Here is a 15,485-nt window from a genome sequence, read left to right as displayed (position 1 = left end):
TATGCCAACATGGCGTTTGAACTGCCTACCCTCCCTTACACCACCTCCGCGCTGGCTGAAGCGGGCATGTGCCAGGAAACACTGGAATTACATCATGGCAAGCACCACCAAGCCTATGTGACGGCGCTGAACGGCTTCGTCGAGAAAAATGCCGACCTCCAGGGCAAATCGCTCGAAGAGATCGTGCAACTCTCCTACAGCAAGCCCGATCTGGCTGGCGTGTTCAACAATGCCGGCCAGCATTGGAACCATATTCTGTTCTGGAAAAATCTAAGCCCGACCGGCGGCAAGATGCCCGGTAAGCTTGAAAAGAAGATCACCGAGGATTTTGGTTCGGTTGACGCCTTCAAAGAGACCTTCAAAGCCGCTGGCATAGGACAATTCGGCTCCGGCTGGGCCTGGCTGGTACTGGCCGCCGACGGCAAGCTGAAGGTTACCAAGACCCCGAACGGCTCCAACCCGCTCGCCACCGGCGAAGGCAAGGTGTTGCTGGCCCTGGATGTGTGGGAGCACAGCTACTATCTGGACTTCCGTAACCGCCGTCTGGACTATATCACCAACTATCTGAATAAGCTGGCAAATTACGAGTACGCCGAAGCCCAGCTCTAATTACCTCAACATCTCCCTTCAACCCCCGGCGCCATTGGGTCCGGGGGTTTTTCATGGTCCGTGCCTTGCCGGGCTATAACGTCTTGACAAGGTAATGAACCGTTTTGCCGCTTGCTGGGAGATCTGCCTTTCCGGCCTGCACGAAGCCGAAACGGGCATGAAATGCTTCCGAAACCGGGTTGGGAGGGTGGCGATTCACCTCGCACACCGCAAGCGTATGGCCCGCCGCCCGGGCCTCCTGAAACAAGGTATCGTACAAGGTCACGGCAAGGCCCCGCCCACGCGCGGCGGGCGCCGTCACCACCCGGTCTATATAGACAAATTTCAGAAACCGTTCACGAAACCAGAGAAAATTAGGCGAATCATAATCCGCGTCCTGGTCGAAGGCGATCAGAAAAGCATCAGCTTCATTGATGGAAGCCGCAAAAAAGGACCGCTCCAGCAGTAAGCTGAAACGGTCCGTATTGGCGTGGGACAGCTCTTGCGCGTGCTCGTTATTAAGGGTTCGCAGAGCCTCGAAAGCAGGCACCGCCGGGGATAATCTGGTGATCATGCCAGCATGCTGCATGGATCGCCAGATATTGGCAAGGCATACCCCCGGTGCGGCGATTTGGCACAGATGCGCGACAGGCTCAGCAATCCAATGTCGCCTGACGCTCCCACTCAGAAAGATGCGCCGCGTAGGCATTCCATTCACCATGCTTGAGCTTGGCGTAGGAAGACACGAAAGAAGCGCCCAAAGCGGTCTTCAGGGTTTCAGAAGCTTCCAGGGCACGCAGCGCGTCCAGCAGATTCAGCGGGAGGCGCTTGGCATCCGTCACGGTGTGACCATCAGTATACATGTTGATGTCGAGGCGTTTACCGGGGTCGGTCTTTTTCGAAATCCCATCCAACCCAGCCGCGAGGATAGAGGCCTGTAGCAAATAGGGGTTGGTCGCGCCGTCGGCAAGGCGCATCTCGAACCGGCCCGGCTCGGGGATACGCACCATATGGGTGCGGTTATTGCCCGAGTAGGTCACCGTGTTTGGCGCCCAGGTCGCGCCGGAAATGGTCCGCGGGGCATTGATGCGCTTATAGCTGTTCACCGTCGGGTTGGTGATGGCGGCCAACGCGTCCGCATGTTCGATCACGCCACCGATGAAATTGTAACCCAACGCGGAAACACCCAACTCACCCGCCTCGTCCTCGAACAAATTCTGATCGCCATTCCAGAGCGAGACATGCGCGTGGCAGCCAGAGCCGGTCAGCCCCAGGAAGGGCTTCGGCATGAAGGTCGCGCGCAAGCCATGCTTCTCTGCGATGGATTTCGCCATGAACTTGAAAAAGACGTGACGGTCGGCGGTGAGCAATGCGTCGTCATAGTTCCAGTTCATTTCGAACTGGCCGTTCGCATCCTCGTGGTCGTTCTGATAGGCGCCCCAGCCAAGCTCCAGCATCGCGTCGCAGATCTCGGTAATGACATCGTAGCGGCGCAGTAGGGCGCTGGCATCGTAGCAGGGTTTGGCGGCGGTATCCAACGGATCGGAGATCGCGGAGCCATCGGGCAGGGTCAGGAAAAATTCACATTCCACGCCGCTCTTGAGCTGATAGCCTTGAGTTTGGGCCTGCTCCATCACCCGCTTGAGAACAAGACGAGGCCCCTGCTCCACTTTCTTGCCATTCATATGAATGTCGGACGCCAGCCAGCCGACTTCCTTCTTCCAGGGCAGCGGCGTCAATGTCTGCGGATCGGGAACCGCGAACATGTCGGAGTCAGCGGGCGACATGTCCAGCCATGTCGCGAACCCCGCGAAACCAGCGCCATTCTTCTGCATCCCCGCAATCGCGGAAGCCGGCACCAATTTGGCGCGCTGGCTGCCGAAAAGGTCAGTGTAGGAAATCAGAAAATATTTAAGTCCGAGTTCTTTTGCCTTTTCGGCCAGCTCAATCGCCATGTTCTTGCCTTAGGTCCTGTTCGATCTTGTTGCAGCATGCCGCGTGTGTGGCATTTTATCGCCAATATTTTTTGGTTTCGCGTATTAGAATGTCTTGCCAGGGATCCAGTTGGTTCCCGCCAGAGGCACCTGGGCCATGGCTGAAGCTTCCAGCGTCAGCGCCACCAGATCCTCCGGTTCGAGATTATGCAGGTGGCTCTTGCCGCAAGCCCGCGCGATGGTCTGCGCTTCCAGCGTCAGGACAGAGAGGTAGTTGGCCAAACGCCGACCGGCCATGACCGGGTCTAGACGCGCGGCCAATGCGGGGTCCTGGGTAGTGATGCCAGCTGGGTCACGCCCTTCATGCCAGTCATCATAGGCGCCCGCCGTGGTGCCGAGCTTTTGGTATTCCTCCTCGAATTCAGGAGAATTATCGCCCAGCGCGATCAGGGCTGCGGTGCCGATCGCCACCGCGTCCGCGCCCAGGGCGATCGCCTTGGCTACATCCGCGCCGGTGCGGATGCCGCCGGAGACGATGAGTTGAACTTTTCGGTGCATCCCCAGATCCTGCAACGACTGCACGGCCGGGCGAATCGCAGAGAGGATGGGAATACCAACCTGTTCGATAAACACTTCCTGCGTGGCGGCGGTGCCGCCCTGCATGCCATCCAGCACCACGACATCGGCACCGGCTTTCACAGCCAGGGCAATATCGTAATAAGGCCGTGAGGCACCAACCTTCACATAGATTGGCTTCTCCCAATTGGTTAGCTCACGCAGCTCAAGTATCTTGATCTCAAGATCGTCCGGACCGGTCCAGTCCGGGTGGCGGCAGGCGGAGCGCTGGTCGATCCCTTCAGGCAGGTTACGCATCTGCGCGACACGGGCGGAGATTTTTTGCCCGAGCAGCATGCCGCCGCCACCTGGCTTGGCCCCTTGCCCCACCACGACCTCAATGGCATCGGCCTTCCGCAAATCAGCCAAATTCATCCCGTAACGGGACGGCAGATATTGATAAACCAAGGTTTCGGAATGGCCTCGCTCCTCAGGCGTCATGCCGCCGTCACCCGTGGTGGTTGACGTGCCAACCGCCGTGGCGCCACGTCCCAAAGCCTCCTTGGCGTTGCCTGAAAGCGCGCCGAAAGACATGCCCGCGATCGTCACGGGAATTTTCAGGTGAATCGGCTTTTTGGCGAAGCGCGTACCCAACACGACATCCGTGCCACATTTTTCCCGATACCCTTCCAACGGATAACGGGACATGGACGCCCCCAGAAACAGCAGGTCGTCGAAATGCGGCAGCTTTCGCTTGGTTCCGCCTCCACGAATATCGTAAATACCAGTCGCGGCCGCGCGATGGATTTCGGAAATCGTATGTTGGTCGAAAGTCGCGGAAAAGCGCGGCAAGGTCCGGGGCATATGGGAGACGGGGCTGTCGTTCATGGTCAGTACGCACCTGCGTTATCGACGTGGAAATGATAGAGTTTACGGGCGGAACCGTAGCGGGTGAACGCTTCTGGCTTTGTTTCGATACCCGCTTTCTGCAGAAGCGCCGAGAGAATGTCCTTGTCTTCGGCGGTCATCTCTTTTTTCTCACAGTCGGCACCCAGACTGGCGACCTTCCCCTTCACGAAAATCCGTGCTTCGTAGAGGGAATCCCCCAGCGCCTCTCCCGCGTCTCCGCAGACAACGAGATTACCACTTTGGGCCATGAAAGCACTCATATGGCCGACATTGCCTTTCACCACGATGTCCAGCCCTTTCATGGAAATGCCACACCGTGCCGAGGCATTGCCCTCGATAATGAGCAAGCCGCCATGTGCCGTGGCACCCGCGGACTGGCTGGCGTCTCCTTTTACATGCACCGTACCGGACATCATGTTCTCAGCCACGCCAGTGCCAACATTGCCATCGACGACGACGGCGGCACCGTCATTCATGCCCGCGCAATAATAACCTGCATGACCTTGGATGGTGACCGTGACCGGAGCCGTAAGCCCCACGGCCAATGCATGAGCTCCGCGTGGATTGAGGACCGCCCAACTCGTCTGGTTGGTATCGGCCGGCAAGGCCTGGAGAGTTGCATTCAGCTCCCGCAATTCAGCCTGAGCCAAGTCAAACGTCGCTGCTTCTTCAATATTTTTTGGCAATACAGAGCTCACGCCGCACGCTCCCAGAAATAAACTTTTGCAGGTTCCGGTTCGAATAAATGAGCCGCCTCGATCCCAGGCAAACCGGCCAGAGCCCGATATTCAGACCCAAAGGCCACATAATCATCGGTTTCGGCCATCACCGCGGGCTTACAGGCCACTGGATCCCGAAGCACGCCAAAACCGGTCTCCGTACCAACGACAAAGGTATAAAACCCATCGAGATCGTTCAGCGCGGAGGTTAAGGCCTCATCCAGCTTGGCCCCTTCCCGGAGCTTGTGGGACAGATAGCCCGCCGCAACCTCCGTGTCATTTTGCGTTGCAAAATGAACACCTTCACGGATCAGGTTACGCCGGACATCGTTATGATTGGACAGTGACCCATTATGCACGAGACACTGATCCGCCCCCGTGGAGAAAGGATGGGCCCCTTCGGTTGTCACGGCCGATTCAGTCGCCATGCGGGTGTGGCCAATGGCGTGCGAGCCAGACATGCGCGCAAGCCCAAATCGTGTGCCAACGTCTTCTGGCAAACCAATCCCCTTGAACAACTCCATCCGATTGCCCGTGGAAACAATCGTAACGTCCGGGCGGCGCTCCAGCACCGCCCGCAGCTCCAGCGCGCGGGCGGCGGGAACACTGATCACGGCATGGTCACCATGCTCGGCGACGGTGGCATCGAATTTGGCGGGTAGAGACAAGACATCAAACCCCGGTTGAACGCGGACAGTGAATTTCACACATCCCGGCATACCGGAACCATAAACGGCGAACCCCGCCGAATCCGGCCCCCGTTCTGTGAGCACATTAAGCATGTCGGCCATCAACGCACCTAAACGCGTTTCCAATGCCGTATTTTTCAGGAACAGTCCCGCGATCCCACACATGCCGTCCAAGTCTCCTTTTCACTTGGCTTAAGCTATAAGAGCGGCTTCTCTTCTGTCAACCATCAAGAACAAAGAATTCTTATAAAGAAACTACCGTTTGATATCTTAACCCCCAAGACATTAATGAGGTTGATTTTCAAAATCGGCCGCCAATATCCACCCCTCGCTTATAACCCGGGGTTTAATCATGCTTATTTGTACCGGTTACGGGGCCAGCAGCCCTACTTCCCCCCTTGCGGCCCTGACCTTCAATCGCCGAGATGTCGGACGGGGAGACGTCGAAATCGAGATCATGTTTTGCGGCGTTTGCCATTCAGATCTGCATTTTGCCCGTGATGAGTGGCACTTTACTCAATACCCGGCGGTACCAGGGCACGAGATCATCGGTCGAGTGAAGAGCGTGGGGCAGGACGTCACCAAATACAAGGCGGGAGATCTGGTTGGGGTCGGCTGCATGGTGGATAGCTGCCGCAATTGCGCGTCATGCCAGGAGGGGCTTGAGCAATATTGCGCTGAAGGGATGAGCGGCCAGACCTATGGCGGCATGGACAAGACGATTAACGAACCCTCGAAAGGAGGCTATTCGGATCGAATCGTCGTTGATGAAAACTTCGTGCTGCGGATTCCAGAAAATCTTGATCCGGCGGCCGCGGCACCGCTGCTTTGCGCCGGCATTACTCTTTATTCCCCGCTACGTCACTGGGGAGCTGGGCCAGGCAAGAAAGTGGGGATCATCGGGCTGGGTGGGCTGGGCCACATGGGCGTCAAACTCGCACACGCCCTGGGGGCGGAAACAGCCTTGTTCACGACCTCAGCCAGCAAAATCGGGGATGCGAAAAAACTTGGCGCCGATATCGCCATCCTTTCCAAGGATGAGAGCCAAATGGCCGAGCATGCTGAAAGCTTCGATCTGATCATAGATACGGTCTCCGCGTCTCATGATTTGGCACCTTTTTTTAACCTTCTGAAGCGCGATGCAACCATGGTGCAAGTAGGCGCGCCCGAATACCCCTTGCCGATTGCCGTTTTTCCTTTGCTGTTCCGGCGCCGTAATTTCGCCGGTTCCATCATCGGTGGCATCAGGGAAACACAAGAGATGCTCGATTTCTGCGGCAAGCACAACATCACCGCCGAAATTGAGATGATTCCCATTCAAAAAATCAACGAAGCCTATGAACGTATGCTGAAAAGCGACGTCAAATACAGGTTTTGCATCGATATGACGACACTGAAGGCCTCTTGAAACAAGGAAATATAAAAACCCCGCCGCTCGGACATGTTTTTATGCTGTGAGGCCAATGCATAAGCGACCGACGGGTTGACTTAACATGGGGAAAGATGGTTTTTGCAGCCTCGCTGGAGAGCGGGTTAATTCCCGCGCCGCCTTGGTCAGAGCCTGTAGCTCAGTGGTAGAGCAACCGACTTTTAATCGGTTGGCCGTGGGTTCGACCCCCACCGGGCTCACCAAGTCAAATGCGTGGCAGGCCATCTGGGATTTTATATGAATCGAGCCCAAATCGGCATTGTCACCGGGTTACAGGCGGAAGCGCGCTGGCTTCGCAAAGCTGGTTTCATGGTCAAACCCGGCGGCGGCACACCGCGCGGCGCCAAGAATGCATCTGAATATCTGATCCAAGCTGGCGCACAGGCATTGATCAGCTTTGGTCTAGCGGGCGGTCTACGCCCTGGGGTGCAGCCAGGAGCCGTTCTGGTGCCTGCCGTGGTGATCTCTGACACGCAAGCCTACCCATGTGATTCTCGACTTACGACGTTTCTGGGCGGCGCAACCTCTGGCATGATTCTAGGAGGGCGGGAAATTGCCGCCTCGGCTCAAGCAAAAGCCCTTTTATATCAATGCAACCAACCGATAGCGATCGATTTGGAATCAGGCGCCTTGGCTGAAACAGCAAAACGGCATGATATTCCATTCGCGGTTTTGCGGGGAGTCGCGGACCCCGCCGAACGGACCTTACCCCCGGCTGCCCTCGTGGCCCTGAAAGAAGATGGTAGCCTGGACTTGGTGAGGCTCATCCACTCCATCGTCAAACAGCCATCGCAAATCCCCGGGCTGATCGCTGTTGGCCGTGACGCCAAGATGGCTAGGCGCGCCTTGCTCGCCCGTTTGAAAACGCTCCCAGCATCCGCCTGAAGAAGGTCTGCCGGGAGCGGTTGAGGCTTACTCCGCTGCCGGCAACGGCGCCCCACGGGCAGCCTTAGCGGCATGAATTTCCGCCATTTTGGTTTCCACATGCTTGGAAAACACAAATTCCGCCTTACGGGCCTTATCCAGCGGAATATCCTTGGCCATGGCTCCTTCGGTCTTAATGCCCCCCAAGGCAACCTGAGCAATCTTCCAGGGGTGTTTAACGGAATCCATCACCGCCGTGGCCTCAAACCCTGAATGCACCATGCAATCGGAACATTTTTCATAATTTCCAACACCGTATTTGTCCCAGTCGGTGGTTTCCATCAACTCCTTGAAGCTTTTGGCATAGCCCTCGCCCAGCAGATAGCAGGGGCGCTGCCAGCCAAACACGTTGCGTGTTGGATTACCCCACGGGGTGCAGGCATAGGTCTGATTTCCGGCCAGGAAGTCCAAAAAGAGCGGGGATTGGGTGAATTTCCATTTCTTGCCGCGCTTGGCACTCTCCTTGCCGCGCCGAAAGATCGCGCGGAACAATTCCTTGGTGCGTTGACGGTTGAGAAAATGCTCCTGATCCGGGGCACGCTCATACGCATAACCCGGGGATGTCATCACCCCCTCGATGTCAAGATCCGCGACGGTATCCAGGAAGGCCGCTACGCGGTCCGGGTCAGTACCATCGAACAAAGTGCAATTGATGGAGGTACGGAATCCCTTGGATTTACTAAGCTTGATGGCATCCACGGCACGCTCATACACCCCCGCCTGATCGACAGAGCGGTCGTGCATCTCCTTATCGCCGTCTAGATGAATGTCCCAGCAGAAATTCTTGTGCGGCTTGTACTGATCGATTTTCTTCTCCAGCAGCAGCGCGTTGGTGCACAAAATCACGAATTTGCCCATCTTCAGATAGGCTTCGACGATCTGCGGCATCTCCCGGTGCAGCAAGGGTTCGCCACCGGCGATCGCAATGATCGGCGCCGGACACTCCCGCGCGGCCTGCACCGCATCCGCGACAGAAATCCTCTGGTTGAGGATCTCGTTCGGGTAGTCGATCTTGCCGCAGCCCTGACAGGCCAAATTGCAGCGGAACAGCGGCTCAAGCATCAGCACCAGCGGATAGCGCTTATTGCCTTTCAGATGCTGCTTCAGGATATAGCCCCCAACACGGAGAGCTTGAGTCAACGGCACACCCATCTGTTATATCCGTAAACTTCAGCTACTTCAGCTGGGAGTTTAAACTTAACATCTTCTGGCGTTCCCGCCAGCAGCTCAATCTCCACCCGGCCAAATTGCCTTAACCCCTCGATAACCCCCTGGACCAGCACCTCCGGCGCGGAGGCGCCAGCGGTAAGTCCCACCTTGGTCACGCCCTGGAACCAATCTGCCTTCAATGCGTTGGCATCGTCGATGAGATAGGCCGGGCGGCCCAGCTCAGCCCCGATCTCGCGCAGGCGATTGGAATTAGAAGAATTTCTGCTTCCAACAACCAAAATCAAGTCCACCAGTTCCGCCAGATGATGTACGGCCTCCTGACGATTTTGGGTCGCATAGCAGATATCCTTGACATCCGGCCCAACAATGGCGGGAAATCTTTCCTTCAGAGCCGAAATGATCCCACGCGTGTCATCCACGGACAGGGTTGTCTGCGTGATATAAGAAAGCTTCTCCGAATCCTTAACTTGCAGCCTTTCCGCGTCCTCGACCGTCTGAACGAGATATACGGTGCCATCGATCTGGCCGACCGTCCCCTCGACCTCCGCATGCCCGGCATGACCAATCAGCACGATCTCGCGGCCCTGCGCGGCATAACGGCGCCCTTCGGCATGCACCTTGGCCACCAACGGGCAGGTCGCGTCGATCACGGGCAAGCTACGCTCGGCCGCGGCCTGGACCACCTTGCGCGCCACGCCATGGGCGGAGAAAACGGTCCAGGCGCCTTCGGGGACTTCGTCCAGCTCATCAACGAACACGGCGCCGCGGGACCGCAGGTCCTCGACCACATGGCGGTTATGAACGATCTCATGCCGGACATAGATGGGGGGGCCGAACTTGGTCAGCGCACGTTCCACAATGTCGATCGCCCTTTCGACGCCCGCGCAAAAGCCACGAGGCTGCGCGAGAATCACTCGCAATGTCTTCGGGGCCTGTGAACCATCCATGTCTTTACTATCCTGTTGCCTATGAGCCACGCCGTAACGCATTCTCGCGCCAGCAATAGGTCATTGCCTCTACAATCCGCAAGCATATGCTTACCTTGAGTGGTGCCTCCAAACCAAAATGACAAGGGCGCTGATGCGCCTTTTCATGGGCCTTCTGGCTTTTCGGGCGATGGTCGCCTATGTGTTTGAGATGAACAGGGTTATGGCCGCCATCCCGAATCGGGTTTGGCCGTTTATGAACAGGTTAGAGTGGATGACGGAAACGAGAATGGGGACCGAAATGATATGGGGCCTTGGAGGAATTATCTGATGCCACCCAAAACCCCCTTGCTTGACCGGGTCAATATTCCCGCCGATCTACGGAACTTTTCCACCGAACAGCTCAGCCAACTAGCTGACGAGTTGCGCGCCGAGACCATCGACACTGTGTCGGTGACAGGCGGGCATCTCGGCTCCTCTCTGGGCGTGGTGGAATTGACCGTTGCCATTCATGCGGTGTTCGATACACCGCGCGACCGGCTCATCTGGGATGTTGGCCATCAATGCTACCCCCATAAAATATTGACTGGACGGCGGGACCGGATTCGCACGCTGCGCCAGCCTGGCGGCTTGTCCGGCTTCACCCGGCGCTCTGAAAGCGAATATGATCCGTTCGGGGCCGCACATTCCAGCACTTCGATTTCCGCCGGGCTCGGCATGGCCGTGGCCCGGGACATCAAGCATGAGGAACCGCCGCGTAATGTCATCGCGGTGATCGGCGATGGGTCAATGAGCGCCGGTATGGCTTATGAAGCCATGAATAATGCCGGAGCGATGAAATCTCGGCTGATCGTGATCCTGAACGACAACGACATGTCGATCGCGCCACCCGTCGGGGCGATGAGCGCCTATTTGTCCGCGCTGATTTCCTCGCGCAGCTTTCTGTCTCTGCGCGACTTCGCCGCGAAAATGGCCAAGCGCTTTCCCCGCCCGATCGAACGGACGGCCCGCAAGGCGGAGGAGTATGCCCGTGGTATCCTCACGGGCGGCACATTGTTCGAGGAACTCGGCTTCTATTATGTGGGCCCTCTAGACGGCCATAATATGGAGCATCTGCTCCCGGTGTTGCGCAATTTGCGCGATTCGGACGCTCAGGCTCCCGTGCTCCTGCATGTCGTCACCCAGAAAGGCAAGGGATATGCGCCCGCGGAAGCCGCTGGAGACAAATATCACGGCGTTTCAAAGTTCAATGTCATTACCGGAGAGCAGAAAAAGGCACCGCCTGGCCCACCGACCTACACGAACGTGTTCGCCAAGGCGTTGATCGCCGAAGCGGAGCAGAATCCGAATATCGTGACCGTGACAGCCGCCATGCCAGGCGGAACAGGGCTGGATAAATTCGCCCAGAAATTCCCCGACCGCATGTTCGATGTCGGCATTGCGGAACAGCATGCCGTAACCTTTGCCGCCGGCATGGCGACCGAAGGCATGGCACCGTTTTGTGCGATCTACTCAACCTTTTTGCAACGCGGATACGATCAGGTCGTACACGATGTCGCGCTGCAGAGCCTGCCCGTGCGCTTCGCCATGGATCGGGCCGGCTTGGTCGGAGCGGATGGCGCGACACATGCCGGAGCCTATGATCTCTGCTATCTTGGCCCCATGCCCGGCATGGTCATCATGGCCCCTTCGGATGAAGCGGAACTGATGCATTGCGTCGCCACCGCCGCCGCGATCGACGACCGCCCTTCCGCGTTCCGCTACCCCCGTGGAGAGGGTTTCGGCGTTCCCCTGCCCGAGCGCGGCACCCCGTGGGAGATCGGCAAGGGCCGGATCTTGCGTGAGGGCGGACGCATCGCCCTATTGGTGCTGGGTACACGTCTAGCCGATGCGCTGGCTGCGGCCGATGAACTGGCGGCGCGGGGTTTTCCGGCTACCGTGGCTGATGCCCGCTTCATGAAACCATTGGACACCACGCTGGTGGATCAGCTTGCCAAACATCACGAGGTTCTGATCACCATCGAAGAAGGAGCCGCGGGCGGGTTCGGCGCAGCTGTCGCTCATCATCTAGCTTGGCGGGGCGGGTTCGATAAGGGCCTGAAATTCCGCCCTATGACGTTGCCGGACCGGTTAATCGACCATAACACACCAGCGGCACAGTTGATTGAGGCGGGATTATCGACCCAGCATATCGTGGCCAATGCCATGTCCGCGATCAATGCGGAATTCCGCCCTGATTTTGTCGCTCTTCCGGCACAATAGGAGCTTATATAAAGCGCATGAAAAACAGCATCCGCTTTCCTGCCCTGGCTCTGGCCGCCAGCTTGCTTATCATGCCCTCCGCCCATGCGGCGACGTCCCCCAGCAGTCCCGTGTCGGAACTCGATACCGGCCTGCTCGCCGCCATGAAATCAGCCGCCGCCGGACAGGATTTCCAGGCCCGCTACAAAACGCTGGCCCCTATTGTTGAATCCGCCTACGATTTCCCAGAGGTGACCAAGAACTCCGTTGGCTTTTTATGGTCCACCCTGCCCCCCGACCAGCAAAATGAACTGATCGAGCTGCTCGAACAGTTCACCATCTCCAGCTATGTCTCTCAATTTAACGGCTATAATGGACAAAAACTGTCCATCCTGCCCGATGAAAAGCCCTTGGGCGACAAGAAGATCATCGAAACGAAACTGGCCTCTTCGGATGGAAGCGGCGTGGTGATCGATTATGTCGTATCAAACACAGAAAATGGCTGGAAAATCAATGATGTGCTTCTAAACGGCACGATCAGCCAAGTTGCTGTGCATGCCTCTGACTTTGCCTCTAAGGTTAAATCCGGTGATGCTTCTCAGCTGATTGCCGCCCTCAAATCCAAGATCAAGACGCTTCAAGGCGGCTAGGTTTACCTTTTTCCATCCAAGCGACAGCCACGAACCTTGCAGATACTCGCCATTCTTACAGCGTTATTGGCCCTTGTGGGGGCCGTTCAGCAAATTCTTGGCGCCAGCCTGACAGAGTTTTTTTGCTCGCAAACGCCACGTTCTCCTACTATCAAGCCCGGCATCACGATTTTAAAGCCGCTTTGCGGGGTCGAATCATTGAGTGAGACGGCGCTTGAATCGTTTTTTTTGCTCGACTACCCCGTGTATCAGCTTGTCTTTGGCGTGCAAAGCAACAGCGACCCGATTCTGAAAACTCTCTCCAGGTTACGGGCCCGTTATCCTGAATGCGATACCGCGTTGATGATCAATGACATGGCACACGGGCGCAACGGAAAGGTTTCCAACCTTATCAATATGACCCCTCTTGCAAAGCACGAGGTTCTGGTTATCTCCGACGCTGACGTGCATGTTCCCCCCTACTATCTCGACCGCATAGTCGCCGCGCTGGAAGAGCCCCAAACAGGCTTGGTCACCACGCTCTATACGGGCTTGCCGGGAGGGGCGGAGCTGCCGGCGAGATTGGGAAGCGCCCAGATCAATCAAAACTTCCTCCCAGGCGCATTGTTGGCCCGGCGATTGGGACGCCAGGATTGCATGGGTGCCACCATGGCGATTCGGAAATCAGTGTTGGCCGAGATCGGTGGGTTTACGGCCTTGGTCAACCATCTGGCAGACGACCAAGTGCTGGGCCGCCTGGTCCGGGCTGCGGGATACAAGATATCTCTGGCCCGGGTCGTTCCCGCCACGACTGTACCGGAAACCAGCTTAAGCGCCTTATTCGGACATGAGTTGCGCTGGGCTCGGACCATCAGGGCTCTCGTACCCATGGCCTATGCGGCGTCGGTTCTGCAGATTACGCTGCTCTGGGCACTTCTGACGGTTCTTATCTCAGGCTTTTCCATCTGGAGCCTGCTATTGATGCTGGGTATTTTCGCCGTGCGGGTCGTAACCGCTTGGCGGGTCGAAGCCGCGCTGCGCTTACCCCGCACGGGAGATGTCTGGCTTTTCCTGTTGCGTGATTTCTTCTCCACGATCATTTATATTGCGAGTTTCACGGGCAACCGGGTCGATTGGCGCGGGCAGTCCATGATGGCCGATTCAGGTCGGCCTGGCCCAGGTTGAAAGAGTGAGTGACAACATGACGATGAAAACACTGTTCCTGCAACCTCCCTCCTTCGACGGGTTCGATGGTGGCGCCGGATCACGCTACCAGGCACGCCGCGAGATTAAGAGCTTCTGGTTTCCGACCTGGCTGGCTCAGCCGGCGGCATTGTTGCCTGATTCGACCCTGATCGACGCCCCCCCTGCCCGCCTGACCATGGCGGATGTGTTGCCATACGCGAAAACACACCAGTTGCTTATCATTCACACCTCCACCCCTTCCTTCGGGAACGACGTGAAGGTGGCCGAGGAGTTCAAGAAATTGAACCCCTCCATGAAAGTCGGCTTTATCGGCGCCAAGGTGGCGGTGCAGCCGGTGGAATCCATGGAACGCGCGGCGGTTCTGGATTTCGTCTGCGGCAATGAGTTCGATTTCACCATCAAGGAAATCGCCGAAGGCAAGCCGCTTGCCGAGGTGCAGGGTATCTGGTGGCGCAACGAAGCTGGCGAAATCGTAAAAAACGAAGATCGCCCGTTGCTCATGGACATGGACGAACTGCCCTTCGTCGTGGATGTGTACAAGAAGCACCTGAAGATGGAGGATTACTTCATCGGCTATCTCAAGCACCCCTATATCTCCATCTATACCGGCCGCGGCTGTAAATCACACTGCACCTTCTGCCTCTGGCCGCAGACCGTGGGCGGACACAAATACCGCACCCGCTCGGTTGGGAACGTGATCGCAGAGGTCAAGCGCGCCATCGAACTGTTCCCAACCGTGAAGGAAATCATGTTCGATGACGACACCTTCACTGACAACCTTCCCCGCGCTGAAGAGATCGCAAGGGAAATGGGCAAGCTAGGCATCTCCTGGTCGTGCAACGCCAAGGCCAATGTGCCTTATGAAACCCTGAAGGTGTTGAAGGAAAACGGCCTGCGCCTGTTGCTGGTCGGGTATGAGAGCGGCAATCAACAAATTCTGCACAATATCAAAAAAGGCATGCGTATCGAGGTGGCGAAGCGCTTCACGGCCGATTGCCACAAGCTCGGCATCATGATTCATGGCACCTTCATCGTCGGTCTGCCTGGTGAAACGAGGGAGACGCTGAAGGAAACGATTGCGTTTGCCAAAGAGATCAATCCGCACACCATCCAGGTCTCCTTGGCCGCACCTTATCCAGGCACGTTCCTGTATAATCAGGCGGTGCGGGAAGGCTGGCTTGATATTGAACATGCGGAATTGATCGACGAGCACGGCGTACAGATTGCGCCACTGCATTATCCGCATCTTTCCCATAAGGAGATTTTCGATGCGGTGGAGCAGATTTATCGTGAATTCTATTTCCGCCCATCAAAGATCCTGTCGATCCTGAAGGAGATGGCGCTTTCGCCGCAAATGCTGGTGCGCCGCCTACGCGAAGGACTGGAATTCAAGGCATTCCTGAAAGAACGCCACGGCACCAAGCTAGCGTAAAGCACTCTATCCCACATTCCCCAAGTAAATCGCTGATTTTGCTGTCAGGATCTCAATATTTCCGATATAAATCATGGTGTTGATGGCCGTGAGGGGCGCGTTTGATGGATCACCCAGAGGGTGCGGGTTCGAAG

The 15,485-nt window shown here is 57.0% G+C and carries 14 protein-coding genes and 1 tRNA gene; 8 read left to right on the top strand and 7 right to left on the bottom strand.

Annotated elements, in window-relative coordinates:
- Positions 1 to 9 precede the first annotated feature (9 nt).
- Positions 10 to 609, top strand: coding sequence for a superoxide dismutase (locus AB7D48_RS13915; RefSeq protein WP_427980226.1), 600 nt, complete (start codon positions 10 to 12; stop codon positions 607 to 609).
- Positions 610 to 682: 73 nt separating this feature from the next.
- On the opposite strand, the gene AB7D48_RS13910 is transcribed toward AB7D48_RS13915, so the two are convergent.
- The 5 genes from AB7D48_RS13910 to AB7D48_RS13890 form a co-directional block, all read right to left on the bottom strand.
- A complete protein-coding gene (locus AB7D48_RS13910) occupies positions 683 to 1,162 on the bottom strand; it encodes a GNAT family N-acetyltransferase (protein ID WP_427980225.1) in 480 nt (159 codons plus the stop codon).
- A 79-nt stretch (positions 1,163 to 1,241) separates the two neighbouring features.
- Positions 1,242 to 2,543 (bottom strand): type III glutamate--ammonia ligase, encoded by a 1,302-nt coding sequence (gene glnT, locus AB7D48_RS13905; protein ID WP_427980223.1) that lies wholly within the window; start codon positions 2,541 to 2,543, stop codon positions 1,242 to 1,244.
- An 84-nt stretch (positions 2,544 to 2,627) separates the two neighbouring features.
- On the bottom strand, positions 2,628 to 3,965 hold the full coding sequence (locus tag AB7D48_RS13900) for an FMN-binding glutamate synthase family protein (RefSeq protein ID WP_427980221.1): 1,338 nt from the start codon (positions 3,963 to 3,965) through the stop codon (positions 2,628 to 2,630).
- A 2-nt stretch (positions 3,966 to 3,967) separates the two neighbouring features.
- Positions 3,968 to 4,684 carry a protein glxC gene (locus tag AB7D48_RS13895; protein WP_427980219.1) on the bottom strand — a complete coding sequence of 239 codons (717 nt, stop codon included), beginning with the start codon at positions 4,682 to 4,684 and terminating at the stop codon, positions 3,968 to 3,970.
- Positions 4,681 to 5,559 carry a class II glutamine amidotransferase gene (locus AB7D48_RS13890; RefSeq protein WP_427980217.1) on the bottom strand — a complete coding sequence of 293 codons (879 nt, stop codon included), beginning with the start codon at positions 5,557 to 5,559 and terminating at the stop codon, positions 4,681 to 4,683. Before AB7D48_RS13890 ends, AB7D48_RS13895 begins: the two co-directional genes overlap by 4 nt.
- 187 nt (positions 5,560 to 5,746) lie before the next feature.
- On the opposite strand from AB7D48_RS13890, the gene AB7D48_RS13885 reads away from it, so the two are divergent.
- From AB7D48_RS13885 to AB7D48_RS13875, 3 genes are all read left to right on the top strand, one after another.
- Entirely contained in the window at positions 5,747 to 6,802 is a 1,056-nt protein-coding gene (locus AB7D48_RS13885) for an NAD(P)-dependent alcohol dehydrogenase (RefSeq protein WP_427980215.1), read from the top strand.
- Positions 6,803 to 6,951: 149 nt separating this feature from the next.
- Positions 6,952 to 7,026 (top strand) — tRNA-Lys (locus tag AB7D48_RS13880).
- 34 nt (positions 7,027 to 7,060) lie between these two features.
- Positions 7,061 to 7,708, top strand: a complete 648-nt coding sequence (locus AB7D48_RS13875; RefSeq protein ID WP_427980213.1) for a hypothetical protein — start codon at positions 7,061 to 7,063, stop codon at positions 7,706 to 7,708.
- 27 nt (positions 7,709 to 7,735) lie between these two features.
- On the opposite strand, the gene hpnH is transcribed toward AB7D48_RS13875, so the two are convergent.
- Together hpnH and ispH are read right to left on the bottom strand one after the other, a co-directional pair.
- Positions 7,736 to 8,899, bottom strand: a complete 1,164-nt coding sequence (hpnH, locus tag AB7D48_RS13870) for an adenosyl-hopene transferase HpnH (protein WP_427980210.1) — start codon at positions 8,897 to 8,899, stop codon at positions 7,736 to 7,738.
- A complete protein-coding gene (ispH, locus tag AB7D48_RS13865) occupies positions 8,884 to 9,864 on the bottom strand; it encodes a 4-hydroxy-3-methylbut-2-enyl diphosphate reductase (RefSeq protein ID WP_427980207.1) in 981 nt (326 codons plus the stop codon). Before ispH ends, hpnH begins: the two co-directional genes overlap by 16 nt.
- A 309-nt stretch (positions 9,865 to 10,173) precedes the next feature.
- Between ispH and dxs the strand changes: the two genes are divergently transcribed.
- The 4 genes from dxs to hpnJ are packed head-to-tail and all read left to right on the top strand — an operon-like array spanning position 10,174 to position 15,351.
- Complete coding sequence (gene dxs, locus AB7D48_RS13860) at positions 10,174 to 12,105, top strand: 1-deoxy-D-xylulose-5-phosphate synthase (protein WP_427980205.1); 1,932 nt, start codon at positions 10,174 to 10,176, stop codon at positions 12,103 to 12,105.
- A gap of 17 nt (positions 12,106 to 12,122) precedes the next feature.
- Positions 12,123 to 12,734 (top strand): ABC transporter substrate-binding protein, encoded by a 612-nt coding sequence (locus AB7D48_RS13855; protein ID WP_427980203.1) that lies wholly within the window; start codon positions 12,123 to 12,125, stop codon positions 12,732 to 12,734.
- Between the two features lie 36 nt (positions 12,735 to 12,770).
- A complete protein-coding gene (gene hpnI, locus AB7D48_RS13850; protein ID WP_427980201.1) occupies positions 12,771 to 13,898 on the top strand; it encodes a bacteriohopanetetrol glucosamine biosynthesis glycosyltransferase HpnI in 1,128 nt (375 codons plus the stop codon).
- Positions 13,899 to 13,920: 22 nt separating this feature from the next.
- The gene (gene hpnJ, locus AB7D48_RS13845) at positions 13,921 to 15,351 is read left to right on the top strand and encodes a hopanoid biosynthesis associated radical SAM protein HpnJ (protein WP_427980308.1); all 1,431 of its coding nucleotides are present in this window, start codon (positions 13,921 to 13,923) and stop codon (positions 15,349 to 15,351) included.
- Positions 15,352 to 15,485 lie beyond the last annotated feature (134 nt).

It is taken from the genome of Acidocella sp., assembly GCF_050253495.1.
Lineage (GTDB): Bacteria > Pseudomonadota > Alphaproteobacteria > Acetobacterales > Acetobacteraceae > Acidocella.
This window is presented reverse-complemented; position numbering and strand designations above follow the sequence as displayed.